At 45.1% G+C, this 14,947-nt stretch carries 15 protein-coding genes and 1 other RNA gene; 9 read left to right on the forward strand and 7 right to left on the reverse strand.

What is annotated here, in order from left to right:
* Window positions 1-4 precede the first annotated feature (4 nt).
* The 4 genes from P2A85_RS26905 (at window position 5) to folB (ending at window position 4,405) form a co-directional block, all read left to right on the forward strand.
* Window positions 5-1,171: a HEAT repeat domain-containing protein gene (locus P2A85_RS26905; RefSeq protein WP_377476459.1), complete on the forward strand. Its 1,167-nt coding sequence runs from the start codon at window positions 5-7 to the stop codon at window positions 1,169-1,171.
* 332 nt (window positions 1,172-1,503) lie between these two features.
* Complete coding sequence (map, locus tag P2A85_RS26910) at window positions 1,504-2,265, forward strand: type I methionyl aminopeptidase (protein WP_377476461.1); 762 nt, start codon at window positions 1,504-1,506, stop codon at window positions 2,263-2,265.
* Window positions 2,266-2,534: 269 nt separating this feature from the next.
* Window positions 2,535-3,899: a protein kinase gene (locus P2A85_RS26915; RefSeq protein WP_377476464.1), complete on the forward strand. Its 1,365-nt coding sequence runs from the start codon at window positions 2,535-2,537 to the stop codon at window positions 3,897-3,899.
* A 149-nt stretch (window positions 3,900-4,048) separates the two neighbouring features.
* The gene (gene folB, locus P2A85_RS26920; RefSeq protein ID WP_340521455.1) at window positions 4,049-4,405 is read left to right on the forward strand and encodes a dihydroneopterin aldolase; all 357 of its coding nucleotides are present in this window, start codon (window positions 4,049-4,051) and stop codon (window positions 4,403-4,405) included.
* A gap of 222 nt (window positions 4,406-4,627) precedes the next feature.
* On the opposite strand, the gene nuoK is transcribed toward folB, so the two are convergent.
* Window positions 4,628-4,933, reverse strand: coding sequence for an NADH-quinone oxidoreductase subunit NuoK (gene nuoK, locus P2A85_RS26925; protein WP_341734163.1), 306 nt, complete (start codon window positions 4,931-4,933; stop codon window positions 4,628-4,630).
* Between nuoK and P2A85_RS26930 the strand changes: the two genes are divergently transcribed.
* A complete protein-coding gene (locus P2A85_RS26930; RefSeq protein ID WP_377476467.1) occupies window positions 4,928-5,191 on the forward strand; it encodes a hypothetical protein in 264 nt (87 codons plus the stop codon). The genes nuoK and P2A85_RS26930 overlap by 6 nt on opposite strands.
* A gap of 53 nt (window positions 5,192-5,244) precedes the next feature.
* Here P2A85_RS26930 and P2A85_RS26935 read toward each other — a convergent pair whose 3' ends face one another.
* From P2A85_RS26935 to P2A85_RS26955, 5 genes are all read right to left on the reverse strand, one after another.
* Complete coding sequence (locus P2A85_RS26935) at window positions 5,245-5,871, reverse strand: NADH-quinone oxidoreductase subunit J (RefSeq protein WP_377476470.1); 627 nt, start codon at window positions 5,869-5,871, stop codon at window positions 5,245-5,247.
* Between the two features lie 177 nt (window positions 5,872-6,048).
* Complete coding sequence (gene ndhI / locus P2A85_RS26940; RefSeq protein WP_341734128.1) at window positions 6,049-6,624, reverse strand: NAD(P)H-quinone oxidoreductase subunit I; 576 nt, start codon at window positions 6,622-6,624, stop codon at window positions 6,049-6,051.
* Window positions 6,625-6,730: 106 nt separating this feature from the next.
* Complete coding sequence (nuoH, locus tag P2A85_RS26945) at window positions 6,731-7,849, reverse strand: NADH-quinone oxidoreductase subunit NuoH (RefSeq protein WP_377481746.1); 1,119 nt, start codon at window positions 7,847-7,849, stop codon at window positions 6,731-6,733.
* Between the two features lie 396 nt (window positions 7,850-8,245).
* Window positions 8,246-8,636, reverse strand: a transfer-messenger RNA (tmRNA) gene (gene ssrA, locus P2A85_RS26950).
* 610 nt (window positions 8,637-9,246) lie between these two features.
* Window positions 9,247-11,052: a serine/threonine protein kinase gene (locus tag P2A85_RS26955; RefSeq protein ID WP_377476473.1), complete on the reverse strand. Its 1,806-nt coding sequence runs from the start codon at window positions 11,050-11,052 to the stop codon at window positions 9,247-9,249.
* Between the two features lie 143 nt (window positions 11,053-11,195).
* Between P2A85_RS26955 and P2A85_RS26960 the strand changes: the two genes are divergently transcribed.
* Window positions 11,196-11,579, forward strand: a complete 384-nt coding sequence (locus tag P2A85_RS26960; protein ID WP_341738870.1) for a hypothetical protein — start codon at window positions 11,196-11,198, stop codon at window positions 11,577-11,579.
* Window positions 11,580-11,635: 56 nt separating this feature from the next.
* Window positions 11,636-12,682 carry a YgfZ/GcvT domain-containing protein gene (locus P2A85_RS26965; RefSeq protein WP_377481748.1) on the forward strand — a complete coding sequence of 349 codons (1,047 nt, stop codon included), beginning with the start codon at window positions 11,636-11,638 and terminating at the stop codon, window positions 12,680-12,682.
* Between the two features lie 127 nt (window positions 12,683-12,809).
* Here P2A85_RS26965 and P2A85_RS26970 read toward each other — a convergent pair whose 3' ends face one another.
* Entirely contained in the window at window positions 12,810-13,316 is a 507-nt protein-coding gene (locus P2A85_RS26970) for a hypothetical protein (RefSeq protein WP_371120567.1), read from the reverse strand.
* A gap of 139 nt (window positions 13,317-13,455) precedes the next feature.
* On the opposite strand from P2A85_RS26970, the gene P2A85_RS26975 reads away from it, so the two are divergent.
* Together P2A85_RS26975 and P2A85_RS26980 are read left to right on the forward strand one after the other, a co-directional pair.
* Window positions 13,456-13,698 carry a hypothetical protein gene (locus P2A85_RS26975; protein ID WP_341734132.1) on the forward strand — a complete coding sequence of 81 codons (243 nt, stop codon included), beginning with the start codon at window positions 13,456-13,458 and terminating at the stop codon, window positions 13,696-13,698.
* Window positions 13,699-13,735: 37 nt separating this feature from the next.
* Entirely contained in the window at window positions 13,736-14,818 is a 1,083-nt protein-coding gene (locus P2A85_RS26980) for an ATP-dependent 6-phosphofructokinase (protein ID WP_377476478.1), read from the forward strand.
* Window positions 14,819-14,947: the final 129 nt, after the last annotated feature.

Raw genomic sequence — 14,947 nt, forward strand, 5'->3', positions numbered from 1 at the left:
TCTTATGGCGTACTACCGATTCACTTTACTTTTATTTACCTGTATCGCCTGTCTGGGGGCAGCCTTCAGTCCCGATGGGGACGGACGTAAAAACGCCGTCAATGTGTCCTACCGCGATGCTTCTCCAGAAATTGCTGAGGCGAACTCCCCCTCGGACACTCGCCCCGACTCCAAGACTCCAAAACCATCTCCAGGAACCGATAGAAGCAAATCTCAGCCATCTAAAACCCAAAAATCTAATTCCAAAGTCCCCAAATCAATCTCGAATTTAATCGTCATTTTGTCTCGCCAGCGAGGGTTGTTAATCTTGGGTGTGGCCGCCATTGTCATCACGGCAGCGGCAGTATTTATCATGCTCAAATTAGTGGGTAGTGACGAGTCAAGTAATTCTAGGCGAAAACGGGGTAGATTCGATCGCCATAAACCAAAAAATACTCAATTCAAAACTCCCGACTCTCCCAGAAACCTCAACGAAACTAGACCAGCAGGCATTTATTTGGGAATCAAAAAAACTACACCAGTATTGCCCGATGGTTCTGATTTCTCGAAAGGCTACAATCCAGACAGTAGAGAAACGGAGGAAAAAGGAAGTGAAGGCGATCGAATGAATTCCGAGGCCTTATATGTAGAAACTAACAGCAACGGCTTATACACTGACACAGATTTGAATCTTTCCCCAAAGAGCCATCTTGCCGATTCCCTAGCCCCTCTTACCAAAGATATTTTCCTTACAGAAAATGATGAGAGAAGTCAAGTTGATATTATTGAATTATTGATTGAAGATTTGCAGCACCTCAATCCAGAGCGTCGGCGTAAGGCAATCTGGGAACTGGGGCAACATGGAGATTCCAGAGCTATTAAGCCACTGGTAGATCTGCTAGCAAATTCTGACTCTAACCAGTATAGTTTAGTCTTAGCAACTCTCTCAGAAATAGGCGTTCGCACCCTCAAGCCGATGAATAATGCTTGGTCAATTTCATTGCAAAATCACAACCCGGAAGTGCGTAAAAATGCAATTCGTGATTTGACACGCATCTATGAATTAGTAAATCAAATTACTTACTTATTGCATTATGCTACTGACGATCCCGATCCCGAAGTTCAGGAAACAGCCCGCTGGGCAATCAATCAGTTGAATTTCATTCGTCGTCATTCAGGGAAGGATAGTTAATGATTTGTTACCCTCGAAATTATTCATCTCTCTATTCTCTAATATTGCTAAATAATTGCACAAGCGCCACCCTAAAATAGAAGTATTAGCACTTTTCCCAATTATGGGCAAAATACAGGATGAGGATGATTGGCAAAAAAATTGTGCAGATTACCCCGATGCTCCGGTAGAATATTTAAGGTTTCTGACCACAACCTAAATACAAGAACAAGTCCGAGGGTGTCCATGTCCACCATTGTTGATGAGAACACCCTGGATGGAAGCTTTCGGAAAAGTCCCCTTTGAGTTAAATTAACTCTTACTCAACTACAAAAACCACAAAAAAAATAACTATGGCCACGGAACGTTTAGTGTTGTTATCTAGTAGAGAAATAGAAAAAATGCGCCAAGCAGGCCGCTTAGCAGCACAGCTTCTACTACATCTCGAACCAATGGTTAAGCCCGGTGTCAGCACTTTAGCAATTAATGACGAAGCCGAACGTTGGACTTTGGCACATGGCGCAAAAAGTGCTCCGTTAGGTTATAAAGGATTTCCTAAGTCTCTGTGCGCTAGTGTGAATCAAGTAGTATGTCATGGCATCCCCAATGCCAAACAAATTCTGAGAGAAGGTGACATTATTAATATTGATGTAACGCCTTTAGTTGATGGTTATCATGGCGATACTTCCAAAACTTTTTTTGTTGGGAAACCTTCACCAGTTGCAAAAAGGTTAGTGGAAGTAACCGAGGAATGTTTGAGAAGAGGAATTGCGGAAGTGAAACCCGGTGCTCGTACTGGCGACATCGGCGCAGCGATTCAAGAGTATGCAGAATCACAGGGCTTTTCGGTAGTCCGAAATTTTGCCGGGCACGGTGTCCATCGAGTGTTTCATACGGAACCGGAAATTCTGCACTATGGGAAACGGGGGACTGGAAAAAAGTTGAGACAAGGGATGGTTTTTACGATCGAGCCTATGATTAATGAGGGTACTTGGGAAGTTGAAATTCTCGCCGATGGTTGGACTGCTGTGACTCAAGATGGAAAGCTTTCGGCTCAATTTGAACACACTTTGGCGGTGACTGATTCTGGGGTGGAAATTCTGACGTTACTTTAGAATTGATTAATCCACAGGACTTACGCATTTTAATGGTTTGGTGAGGGTGTGAGATGCTTTGGTTCCTTCGCAAAACTCACGACTCGGAATTACCTATAGCAACCGCCAAAGCTGTTAAGGCGCTTTGGCTACTGCTATAAATCTTAAGCAAAGTGTTTATTTTCCTTAATCAAAAAAAGCGATCGGCCCTTGCTTCTCCCCCTTGTCCACACATTTGGCTACAATTAAGCTATACTGAGCTCCCCAACTCGAACAAATTTCAGTTGTCTATGTCTAACTCCTCCCTCCTCACCCCAGGTTCAACTCTCGAAAAACGCTACCGCATTATCCGCGAATTAGGCCGCGGTGGCTTCGGCCGCACTTACCTCGCCGAAGATATCAACCGCTACCACGAACCTTGCGTACTCAAAGAGTTTTCTCCGGTGATTCACAGCCCCAAAGCGGCGGAATTGTTCGATCGCGAATCGAGTATCCTTTACAACCTCCAACACCCCCAAATTCCCCGCTTTCGAGAACTTCTGCGAACCGATATCGCCGGGAATCAATGTTTATTTTTAGTCCAAGATTATATCCCTGGTCAAACCTACGAAGCAATACTGATAGCGCGTCAGCAACAAGGTAAAAATTTTAACGAAGCTGAAGTTACTCAACTGCTATTTCAGATTTTGCCAATTCTAGAATACATCCACTCGAAAAATTTAATTCACCGCGATATTTCCCCGGACAATATTATTCAACATGATGTTGACAAATTACCATTTTTAATTGATTTCGGTTCTGTCAAACAAATCGCAGCTACTGCTGTATTCCAGTTTAAAGGACAATCGGATACGGCGATCGGCAAACAGGGTTATTCGCCTATGGAACAGATGCGACAGGGTAAAGTGTCTCCGGCTAGCGATTTGTATGCTTTGGCTGTCACTGCTTTAGTCTTGCTGACAGGGAAAAAGCCTCAGAAATTGTACGATGTTAATCAAAAAACTTGGGATTGGCGATCGCACGTCAGTGTCAGTCAAAATCTCGGTACTGTATTGGATCGGATGTTAGCAGACAATGCGGGCGATCGCTATCAGTCTGCAAAAGAAGTCCGCGAAGCACTCAAAGATCCAAAATTATCTCAAACTAGCAGCATCATCTCCCAAATGGTGACAATGAACTTTGTCGGCCGCCCTTTCAAAAACAGCACTCAAACCCCTACCAGCAATCATACTCCTGTTGGGCAAAATCCTCAAGTTGTTAATATCAACATTTTCAAATTAATTCCTTGGAAAACCTTAGCGAGTTTAAGTGTGGTTTTATTACCAGGAATGCTAGCTTTTAGTGTAGTTAAGTCTGGTTTCACCTTTCCTAAGTTGCCTGATTTACCGAAATTTTCTTCGCGCCACCAACCACCCGATACATCCTTAGAGCAAGCAGAAATAATTCGTCAAGAAAAAATTGGGCAGCGACGTAAAAATCTCAATATTGATAAAGATATATTTTATCAAAAAGTTGATGAATTGTATTACAATAAATATCCCGAATTAAAAGGTCGTAGCTTGACAGATAAGCCAGAAGATGCAGAAATCAGGCAGAAATGGTGTGAAGTTGCTGAGGATTTTCTGGACAAGTTGGAGAAAGGAGGAACTTTTTGATATTTAAGATAAAATAAGAGTTATTTAACCGCAGAGGGCGCAGAGGGCGCAGAGGGAAGAGTGGAAAAGGAAAGAGAGGGAAGAGAAAGATAGCTTTATCTGCTTTAATACAAATTGGTATAGGTAACGCACTTTTAGTTTATTGCACAATGGATTCTATTCAACTTACAGGCATTCGCTGTTACGGATACACTGGCTATCTGCCGGAAGAGCAGGTTTTGGGGCAGTGGTTTGAAGTGGATGTTACTCTCTGGCTGGATTTATCGCAAGCTGGAAAAAGTGATGATATTGAACATACTCTTGATTACCGCAGTGCGATTACTCTGATCCAAAACCTAGTCAAAGAATCTAAGTTTTTGTTGATCGAACGTCTAGCAGATACCATCGCCCAAGCGCTTTTACAACTACCGTTAGTGGATAAAGTCAAGTTACAACTCTCAAAACCAGCAGCCCCTATCCCTGATTTTGGTGGCAGAATTACTCTCGAAATTACTCGAAGTCATTAGTCCTTAGTCATTAGTCATTCGTTATTAGTCATTAGTTATACCAATTTCATAAAGTAGCGCTACATATCTACCCCCCCAACCCCCCCTTATTAAGGGGGGGCTAAGAACTACATTTGTAGTAGGACTTTATGAAAATGGTATTAGTTGGCTGTTGGCTATTGGCAGTAGTCAGTTATGATTCAACCAATAACTAATGACTAATGACTGATGACTACTGACTAATTACCACTTCAGCAAATTAAATGCTTCCATGTCTACGGTATTACGGTTGCGATAAATCGCTAACACAATTGCTAAACCTACCGCAGCTTCCGCAGCAGCTACTGTCACTACAAATACGGTAAATACTTGACCTTTAATGTGCACTGGGTCGAGATAATTAGAGAAACCCATCAAATTGAGATTGACGGCATTTAGCATTAGCTCGATCGACATCAACACCCGCACTGCATTTCGGCTAGTAATCAAACCGTAAATACCTATGCAGAAAAGTGCGGCGGCTAATAACAGGAAATACTGGAGTTGCAGTTGCATAAATTTAAAGAAGAAGGAAGAAGGAAGAAGGAAGAAGGAAGAAGGAAGAAGGAAGAAGGAAGAAGAAAGAAGGAAGAAGCAAGAAGGAAGAAGGAAGAGGCAAGAAGGAAGAAGCAAGAAGGAAGAAGCAAGAAGGAAGAGGCAAGAAGGAAGAAGGAAATTAACTGGTTCCTAGGCTCTGCCTGGGAACCGATTTCTTTCTTGCTCTGCCTCGCTTCTTCAACCTTCCTTCTTAGTTTCATGAAAATTTGAGGCAGAGCCTCTGGATCTGCGTTCCCAGGCAGAGCCTGGGAACGAGTATAATGTTACTTAGTTTCTGGCGAAGCAACATCTCCAGCAGAAACTAATTCGCGTGGTCTTTCTGGCAAACTAAAAGCTGGTGTTTCAGATAGTTTATTGGAGAGCAATTCATCGGCGAAGAAATCGCGGCGGGCTAACACAATTGCTCCTACCATTGCCATCAACAAAAACACTGATGCTAACTCGAACGGTAGCAAATAGTCTGTAAAGAAGTGTTTGGCGATCGTGACGATCGAACTTTCGGCTGGTGCGCCCGTCGTGGCGACAATCGCCCAAGGAGTAGACAGCACCATTGTGCTCAACAGTGCAAACAAACCTACACAAACTACTGCTGTTGCTATTTGACGCACCCAAGCATTAGGAATATTCCGAAAATCTTCCCGCTTGTTCACCAACATAATCGCAAACAAAATCAAGACGTTAACAGCACCAACGTAAATCAATACCTGGGCTGCTGCTACAAAGTCGGCATTTAGCAACAGGTACAAACCAGCAATACTGGTAAATACCCCACACAGCAAAAAAGCTGAGTAAACGATGTTGGAGAATAGCACTACTCCTAATGCTCCTCCAATCATCATTACGGACAGTATGCCAAATGAAACAATTTGAACCCCTTCAGCTAGATTCACAATCTTTAATCCTTTGTTAATTGGGCATTAGGTATTGGGCATTGGGCATTGGGCATTGGTAATTGGTAATTGGTAATTGGTAATTGGTAATTTTTGGTTCCCCGCGAGTCATTAATTATCAGCGATTCGCCATTCCCCATTCGCCATTCCCCATTCCCTATGCCCCATTCCCATTACTTATTTTTCGATAATTTCCTCTGGACGAAGACCTGCACGCCGATCGCTGCTGGAAACTTCATGGGGGTCCATCGCACCTTTGGGCAAATAAGCAAATTCCCGCAACGGTGTCACCATCGGATCGTCTGAAACCTTGTAGGGTAGACGTCCCAAGGCCACGTTGTCATAATTCAACTCATGACGTTCGTAGGCTGCTAACTCGTACTCTTCTGTCATCGACAAACAATTAGTCGGACAATATTCCACACAATTGCCACAGAAGATACACACCCCAAAATCGATACTGTAGTGCTTGAGTTGTTTCTTCTTAGTTTCTTTGTTAAATTCCCAATCCACTACAGGTAAGTTGATCGGACATACCCGAACGCAGACTTCGCAGGCGATGCACTTGTCAAATTCAAAGTGAATTCTGCCCCGAAAACGTTCGGAAGGAATCAGTTTTTCGTAAGGATACTGCACCGTAACCGGCCGACGCCTCATGTGGTCAAAAGTAACCGATAACCCTTGACCGATATACTTAGCAGCTTGAAAAGTTTCTTTGGCGTATTCGCCTACTTGATTGAGGAATTTTAGCATCGTGTTCTCTCTCTGTACTTGAGTTTTTGGTAATTGCTAATTGATAATAGGTAAGGATAGTTAACAGCTAATTGACCTTAGCTATTAGCTGTTTACCTATTACGAATTAACCGCCAAAAGCAAAGGGAAAGGCAAGTTTCAAAGCTGCGGTCAATAGTAAATTAACTAGAGCAACGGGAAGCAAAAACTTCCATCCCAAATTGAGCAATTGGTCAATCCGAACTCGTGGCAGAGTCCAGCGGAGCAGAACTGCCAGAAACAGGAAAAAGTAGGCTTTGATCAGGGTCATTGTAATGCCCAGCAAGCCGGTAATTACCTGCAACCAAGGAGTATTTTCGCTCAATCCTAGGGCATTGGTCAGCACTCCGACGGGAATCGGACACTCCCAGCCACCGAGGTACAAAACGGCTACTAGCAGGCAAGAAAGGACGAGGTTAACGTAGGAAGCGATGTAGTATAAAGCAAATTTCATGCCTGTATACTCAGTCTGATATCCTGCTACCAATTCTTCTTCTGCTTCTGGAAGGTCAAAGGGTAAACGTTCGCATTCTGCTAGTGCTGCTACCCAGAAAATCAGGAATCCCGCAGGTTGGCGCCAGATATTCCAGCCGACGATGCCGTAGCTTGCTTGTTGATGTACGATGTCGATCGTACTCAGGCTATTGGACATCATCACCACTGCTAATACTGCCAAAGCTAGGGGTATTTCGTAGCTAAGGGATTGAGCGGCGGCTCTGAGTCCTCCGAGGAGGGCGTATTTGTTGTTAGAAGCATAGCCGGACATCAGCAAGCCGATCGGCTGAATGCTAGATAGAGCAATCCAGAGAAATATTGCTGTCCCCATATCGGCGATCAGCATATGCTCTCCGAAGGGCACGATTAAGTAGGACAGAAAAACTGGGATTACCACAATTACTGGGCCCAGGGTGAATAGCAGCGGGTCAGCTTTTGCGGGTACGATGTCTTCTTTGAATACCAACTTCATACCGTCAGCAACGGGTGCTAGCACTCCCAGGGGGCCGAGGAATTCCGGGCCAATCCGCTGTTGAGCGGCGGCCGAAATTTTCCGTTCTAGCCAGACGCTAGTGAGTACCCCGAAGACGGCACCGACAACCATGAGTACCATTGGGAGTGGTAGCCAAAGCACTTGGGCGATGTCCGCCGGTAAGCCCCAATTCATCAGGGCTTCTACAAAACTTCCTTGTAAGTCAATTCCTGGGTTCATGTTTCCAGATGAATGAGCGATCGCATATATTTTTGCACCCACCCTTAGTAGGAGTACGCTTGGAGAGTAGGTGTTTGTAAAGATTTTTAATGCTTTACCGCATATCAGTATATCGCCCGACAGGCTACAAGAACGGACGGACGGGGTGAAATTCTAGTTATTTGATCCCCCAGCTTAGCTAATGGGTTGGTAACTTATGGAAAGACCAAAGAAACCGGGTTTTTATGGGTTTCTGCAAGTTGTAACGAAGTTTTCTCCCAAAAACCGGGTTTCTGGCCACCCGTGCGTAGAGCGACATATAGCCCAAACAAAAGGGCTGAGAATTAATTCTCAGCCCTTTTAACGCTTTAAAGTAACTTTCAAATGGTTGAAACCATTGATTTTACGCTACTTTTTTTATGGAACTGGGCAGAATCGAACTGCCGTCCAAAGCGGGTATTTACCTTCCGATCGTTCACAGGTTTATCCCCTCTGATCCTTGGGGCGGGAACCATCTTTATCCTAAATGGGAGGATTTTCTAGTGATTGCTTTCCCAGCTAGCCGACTAGAAGCGTTTAGCTAGGGCATCCGTTGGGGGTTGTTATGCTACCGTTAACGGAGTTAGGCGGCATACACTCTAAACCAAGCTCAAGAAGTTTTTAGGCTACAGCTACGGCTTTGCGAGCGAAAGGAACGATATTGTTCGCATTTACTATTTTGTTTGAGCCGATATTTACGAGAGTAGACTCCCTCTCGACCTGCATCACGGAGCAGCTTTCGCCACCCTGTCGAAACCATTACAGCCCCTCGTGTTAGCTTTTCTATTATAGACCAAGTTTTTGTATTACGTCAACTCGATTTTGGATTTTGGATTTTGGATTTTCGATTGGGGATTTTAGAAACCGGGTTTTTATGGGTTTCTGGGAGTTGTGACGCATATTCTGGCAAAAACCCGGTTTCTGATTACCAGTGCGTCAGTCCGATCGCATAAAACCTAAGAAACCGGGTTTTTATGGGTTTCTGGGATTTGGATTTTGGATTTTGGATTTTCGATTGGGGATTTTAGAAACCGGGTTTTTATGGGTTTCTGGGAGTTGTGACGCATATTCTGGCAAAAACCCGGTTTCTGATTACCAGTGCGTCAGTCCGATCGCATAAAACCTAAGAAACCGGGTTTTTATGGGTTTCTGGGATTTGGATTTTGGATTTTGGATTTTCGATTGGGGATTTTAGAAACCGGGTTTTTATGGGTTTCTGGGAGTTGTGACGCATATTCTGGCAAAAACCCGGTTTCTGATTACCAGTGCGTCAGTCCGATCGCATAAAACCTAAGAAACCGGGTTTTTATGGGTTTCTGGGAGTTGTGGCGCATATTCTGGCAAAAACCCGGTTTCTGACCACCCGTGCGTAATTCCTATTAATGCAAGTTTTCGTCCCAGACGCCGATGTAAATTCGATCGCGCTCATTACGTTCGATCGTACCTTCGAGGGAACCCTTCTTAAAAGTAAACCGACTTTTCCGCCGCTGCTGCACATCTCGGAACCCTTGCATGATATCTCGATCGGCCCCGCCCAACATCCCGTTTAACGCGGTTCGCACTACCAAGTCATCCACAGACTGAGCAAAAGAACCCTCTGTTTGTACTAACTCGCCCGAATCGCGATCGTAAATGTAGCCGAGAGTAATCCGATTGGGGACCAAATCGTAAAGTGCTGTACGAGTATTGGGCCAATAGCCTTTACGTTGAGTGTCTGTTGGTTTTCCCAGTTGCTCTAAAATCTGACTTTCCGGCGTGCCCACCGCAAAACCAGGCACTCTGGGGATTTTTTGATTACTGGTTGCGGGTTGTTCTTCGCGGGGGGATGGTGTGGGGGTCGATCGATCTGTCGCTTGGTTTTCAACAGGTTTTTCCGTTGGTTTGGGTGACTCCGCTACAGGAGAAGGTTTGGGTGACTCCGCCACAGGAGAAGGTTTTGGCGTTGGAGTTTCTATCGCAGGCGCTGGAGTTTCTACCGCTGGCGCTGGAGTTTCTTTGGGTGTGGGAATTGCCGCAGGGGTTGGAGTTTTTCGCCGAGGTTTCGGAGTTGCTTCGGGTGTGGGAATTGCCGCAGGGCGATCGGGCGTACTTGTGGCTGCGGGGGGAGAAGTGCGATTTTCCTGGGCTATGGGTGCGGGTCGATCGGACTGGCGATCGAGCAAAATCCTCGCTATACCCACAAATCCTGCGAAAATCAGGGCGATCGCCACCACCCCCAAAATCCACCAAATTTTGCTTTCCCCAGCCCCAGAAGGCACGACAGCAGGCGCTGTTCTCGCTCCCGCAGGCATCATAGGCCCGTGTCCCGGCATCACTGCCAGCGTCGGCCCGGTACTCGGCGACTGGGAATTCGGCAGCAGCGACAGCCACTCATCCACAGTACCAGGGCGATTTTCAGCCTCTAAAGTCATCCCTCGCATCACCGCTTGACTGATGGCCGCACTTAGCTGAGGCTGTAAATCGCGGGGTGTAGCCATCGGCTGACTGGGGCGAAAAACTGCCGGCATCGGCACCTGTGCTGTCAGCAAAGTATAAAGCGTCGCGGCTAGAGCGTAAACATCTGTTGCGGGGGTGTATTTTCCTTGGGCGAAATACTGTTCTGGGGGTGCGTAGCCATCGGACACCATATTGGTATGATTTTGGGTGACACCGGGAGTGAACTCGCGGGCTATGCCAAAATCAATTAACACAACTTCCTGAGTATTTTGGCGCAGAATAATGTTTTGTGGTTTGATATCTCGGTGCAGCAAATTCTTTTGATGAACTGCCTTCAAAGCCGCGCCAATCTGCTGTATGTATATAATGGCGACTGCTTCTGGAAGCGGTCTATTTGGCTGCACGACATCCCCCAAGTTCTGCCCTGGAATGTAGTCCATTACCATGTAAGGCTGTCCGTCTTCGACAAAGAAATCGCTGACTCGGACTATATTGGGATGAACGCAGGAAGCTAAACGTCTGGCTTCGTCTTGAAATTTGCGATCGAACTCGGCAAAATTGGGTTGCTGTCGCAGAGATTCGTTGAGGGTTTTGATGACTACAAATTGTCCTAAATAGCGGTGAGTTGCTCTGAAGGTAATCCCAAAGCCGCCTCTTCCCAATTCTTGTTCGAGGGTGTATTTTCCACCCTGTAAGCTTTTGCCGATTAGCGCATCCATAGATCCAGGCGATCGCATACCTAATAACATGGCTGATTATGGCACGTCTTGTTGATGCCATCCCCACTTTTCTGATAAATCGGGGGTGTTGCCCATTTTACGGGTTTTCAGCAAAGTTGGCACTCGATGTTAGAAAATTAAATTATTGATTTTCTTTTTTAGAATCCTGATATATGAAGCCGAAAATAACTACCCCGATCGCATGGCAGCAAGCTGAACTGCTAATGCAGCCCGCCTTGATTCGAGTCCTCGACAATATCCGCAAACAACTAGAAGATTCTGTTTGGACAGGGACTTATCAAGAAGTACACACTCCTTTTCCTGGCTATAAACTCATTTTAGAGCGTCAAGGGGAGCAAAGGTCGATCGATATTTGGGAACTTTGTTATCGAGTCTGTTTTGTTGACTACCAACCAGCCCACTCCGAGATCCAAAGTCAGGAAGTTGAAATTGACACTTTTTTGATTGAGGAGGATACTGGCGATGTAGATTGGAATCGTCTTGATGCCAAGGCCAGCCAATTAATACAGGAAATCTTCGCTAATTTAGCTAATTAGTCCGTAGTTGTTAGTCATTAGTTTTAGTAACCGTCAACCGTCAACCACCTCTTATGCTGATTCAAGAATTGCACGATATCCAAACATCTTTCGGTGCTATCTTTGGCGAATTAACAACCACAGAAACAGTCCCCGTTAGTTTTGCTAATGATGCCGCCGCCATCACCGCCACCAAAGAAAGTGTAGCTTTGTGCGATCGCACTCACTGGGGACGCCTACAAATTTCCGATAGCGATCGCCTACGGTTTTTGCACAATCAAAGTACAAATAATATCAATAAACTCCAACCCGGTCAAGGCTGCGACACTGTGTTTGTGACTTCCACCGCCCGGACGATTGACCTCGCCACAGCTTATGCTACAGAAGATGCTTTGTTAATCTTAGTTTCTCCCAACCGTCGCCGACAATTGCTAGAATTACTCGATCGCTATATTTTCCCCATGGATCGGGTAGAATTAACAGATTTGACTGATACCACCGTGGCTTTCAGTGCGATCGGTCCTGAAAGCAGCAAATTACTAGAAAAAATGGGAGTTAGCGAACTAGAAAACTTACCTCATGCCAGTCACAAATTGATAAAATTAGCTGGGATAGAAGTTCGAGTTGCTATGGGTAGTGGGTTAGCATCTCCCGGATACACCTTAATTGCCGCAGCCACGGATGCAGCTAAATTGTGGCATGAATTAGTGGAAGCAGGGGCCGTACCCATGGGCGATCGAGTCTGGGAACAACTGCGAATCGAACAAGGCCGCCCCGCCGCAGATTTTGAGCTTACAGATGACTACAATCCCCTAGAAGCAAGACTGTTACACACCATTACCTATGACAAAGGCTGCTACATCGGTCAAGAAACAATTGCTAGATTGAACACCTACAAAGGAGTCAAACAACAACTTTGGGGCATCCAACTCAGCGGTGCTGTTGAACCGGGAACCGTAGTCACTATTGAAGAGGAAAAAGTAGGCAAAATTACCAGTGTGACAGAAACACAATCTGGCTTTTTTGGTCTGGCTTATATCCGCACCAAAGCTGGTGGTGCAGGATTGAAAGTCCAGGTAGGAGAAATTGTCGGAGAAGTAGTAAATGTGCCTTTTTTAAGTTGATAGTTCCCGGAATCAGGCATCCTGATTAGACAAATTTCAATCATTGTGTAGGGTGCGTCGCTATGAGATTTTAGATGCAATTTGCAGATTGAATAGTGGCGACGCACCAGAGGATTAACTAAAATCCTTATTTGGCAGATTTTGAGGCTTTGTTTTCAGATTCAGGAGATTGCAAAGCTTCGTCTAAAATTGCGCGGGCTGACTCTGCTTTACTCCTAGCTTCTCGATAGCGGACATTAGCTTGGGCGAAGTTTTTCAGCACCTTGAAACCGTCTTTGAGATTGGTGATTTCCTCAGCACTGACAGCCTCATCTGTAAACAAAATGTCGATCGCCGCCCGGATTTTCAGGGCTTCTTCGCGGGATTCCATGACTTTCAATTTGAGACTTGCCAAATTGCTCAAAATCTGTATTGCTTCGGTAATCGCATCCTCGGTTTCAGATGTCGCATCTTCCATATCTTTAACTTCCACAAACTGTTTTGGGCCAAATCCTTCTTGGAGCTCTGTAGGTAGCTTGTCAGAGTCGATGAGCTGCATAAGCTGATCCATAGCTTCTTCGCGAGCTTTGGCTGAATCTTTCCCTTTAACAGTTAAAATAGTTTCGGGGCTTTGAGGAAGTGTATAGCGAACCATATTTTGACAGCCTTTGTGCGAGAACAATTAATGATATTTTATCTTGATTCGATCGCCACTTGCAGCTATCACTCCTGTCAAGCGGGCAAATCGGTTTTCAAAAGTTAACAGACAGATACTCACAAGGAACTCTAACATAATGAAAGAGAAATTTATGAACTGGCTGAACATAGTTTTAGTCGCTGACGTATTTTTTGTCTTTGCTAGCTTTGCTTGGTTTGCGATCGCAGTATTAGGTAGATCGACCGGTGTGAATCTCGGTTTCGATCTGTGGTACAGTCTCTGGCAGCCTGTATTTAATCCCGCCCTAGGAATTCTCATGGGAGGCGCTATTGTTAGTGGGATTATTAACCAAGTTTCTAAGCGTCTCAATCCCAAGTAAATTGGGCTAACTTCCTTCTTCCTTCTAATTATCAACTATGGGACAACAAAAGTGCATCGGTATCCTTACCAGTGGGGGTGACTGTGCAGGTTTAAATGCAGTGATTCGAGCCGTTGTGTACCGCGCAACAGCAACTTACAATTGGAAGGTGATGGGAATTCGTCAGGCCACTAATGGCTTAATGAGTCGTCCCCCTCAAGCCATTCCTTTGGATATTGAAAAAGTAGACGATTGGCGGACGATTGGCGGTACGATGCTAGGGACGACTAATGAGGGTAATCCTTTTGCATATCCCATGTCCGATGGGACTTTGCGCGATCGCTCTGATGATATTATCGAAGGCTATCATCTACTCGGTTTAGATGCCCTAATTGGCATTGGTGGCGATGGTAGTCTAGCTATTCTCAGGAAGATTGCTCAACAAGGCAAGTTGAACTTAGTTGCTATTCCTAAAACTATTGATAATGATGTCGGTATTACCGAGCGTTCCATCGGGTTTGATACTGCTGTTAATATTGCCACTGAAGCACTAGACCGCTTGCATTTTACCGCAGCAAGTCACAGTCGCGTCATGATTATTGAAGTCATGGGACGCGATGCGGGACATATTGCGATTAGTGCGGGCATTGCTGGGGGCGCTGATATCATTTTGATTCCCGAAATTCCTTACACAATTGCTAAAATTTGTGCCAAAATTCAAGAACGTCAAGCACAGGGAAAAAACTACTGTTTAATTGTAGTAGCTGAGGCAGTTCGCACTGAAGCAGGCGAATTAGTGATGCACACAAATCGATTAGGTCAAAGTCGGTTAGGCGGTATCGGTCAGTATTTAGCAGATAAAATTTCTGACTGTAGTGGCGCAGAAACTCGCGTTACTGTTTTGGGACACATTCAACGAGGAGGAACGCCTTCACCCCTAGAAAGATTAATTGCTTCGGCTTTTGGAGTAGCAGCAGTTGATTTAATTGCTGAAGAAAAATACGATTCCATGGTATCTTGGCAAAAACGGGAAGTTGTTAGTGTTCCCTTGGAAGATGCGATCGCCAAATACAGAGCAGTAGAGTTCGATGGTACTCTGGTGAAAACAGCCCGTGGTTTGGAAATTTGCCTCGGAGACTAGAAAAGCAGTCATCGGAATTTTCCAAGATTAAGGAGTGAGCAGCCAGACTTGTTTAATTGATCTGGTTGCTCGCTCTTTTTCAAAATGTCTTGAGGTACGATGGAATCTAGGGGGAATGCCAAGCCCGGT

The organism is Microcoleus anatoxicus (genome assembly GCF_042465725.1).
GTDB lineage: Bacteria > Cyanobacteriota > Cyanobacteriia > Cyanobacteriales > Microcoleaceae > Microcoleus > Microcoleus anatoxicus.

Coding starts and splice junctions, on each gene's coding strand:
- P2A85_RS26980 (WP_377476478.1), top strand. CDS start 13,736: ATGGGACAACAAAAGTGCATCGGTATCCTTACCAGTGGGGGTGACTGT.
- P2A85_RS26915 (WP_377476464.1), top strand. CDS start 2,535: ATGTCTAACTCCTCCCTCCTCACCCCAGGTTCAACTCTCGAAAAACGC.
- P2A85_RS26970 (WP_371120567.1), bottom strand. CDS start 13,316: ATGGTTCGCTATACACTTCCTCAAAGCCCCGAAACTATTTTAACTGTT.
- folB (WP_340521455.1), top strand. CDS start 4,049: ATGGATTCTATTCAACTTACAGGCATTCGCTGTTACGGATACACTGGC.
- ndhI (WP_341734128.1), bottom strand. CDS start 6,624: ATGCTAAAATTCCTCAATCAAGTAGGCGAATACGCCAAAGAAACTTTT.
- nuoH (WP_377481746.1), bottom strand. CDS start 7,849: ATGAACCCAGGAATTGACTTACAAGGAAGTTTTGTAGAAGCCCTGATG.
- P2A85_RS26960 (WP_341738870.1), top strand. CDS start 11,196: ATGAAGCCGAAAATAACTACCCCGATCGCATGGCAGCAAGCTGAACTG.
- P2A85_RS26955 (WP_377476473.1), bottom strand. CDS start 11,052: ATGTTATTAGGTATGCGATCGCCTGGATCTATGGATGCGCTAATCGGC.
- map (WP_377476461.1), top strand. CDS start 1,504: ATGGCCACGGAACGTTTAGTGTTGTTATCTAGTAGAGAAATAGAAAAA.
- P2A85_RS26975 (WP_341734132.1), top strand. CDS start 13,456: ATGAAAGAGAAATTTATGAACTGGCTGAACATAGTTTTAGTCGCTGAC.
- P2A85_RS26905 (WP_377476459.1), top strand. CDS start 5: ATGGCGTACTACCGATTCACTTTACTTTTATTTACCTGTATCGCCTGT.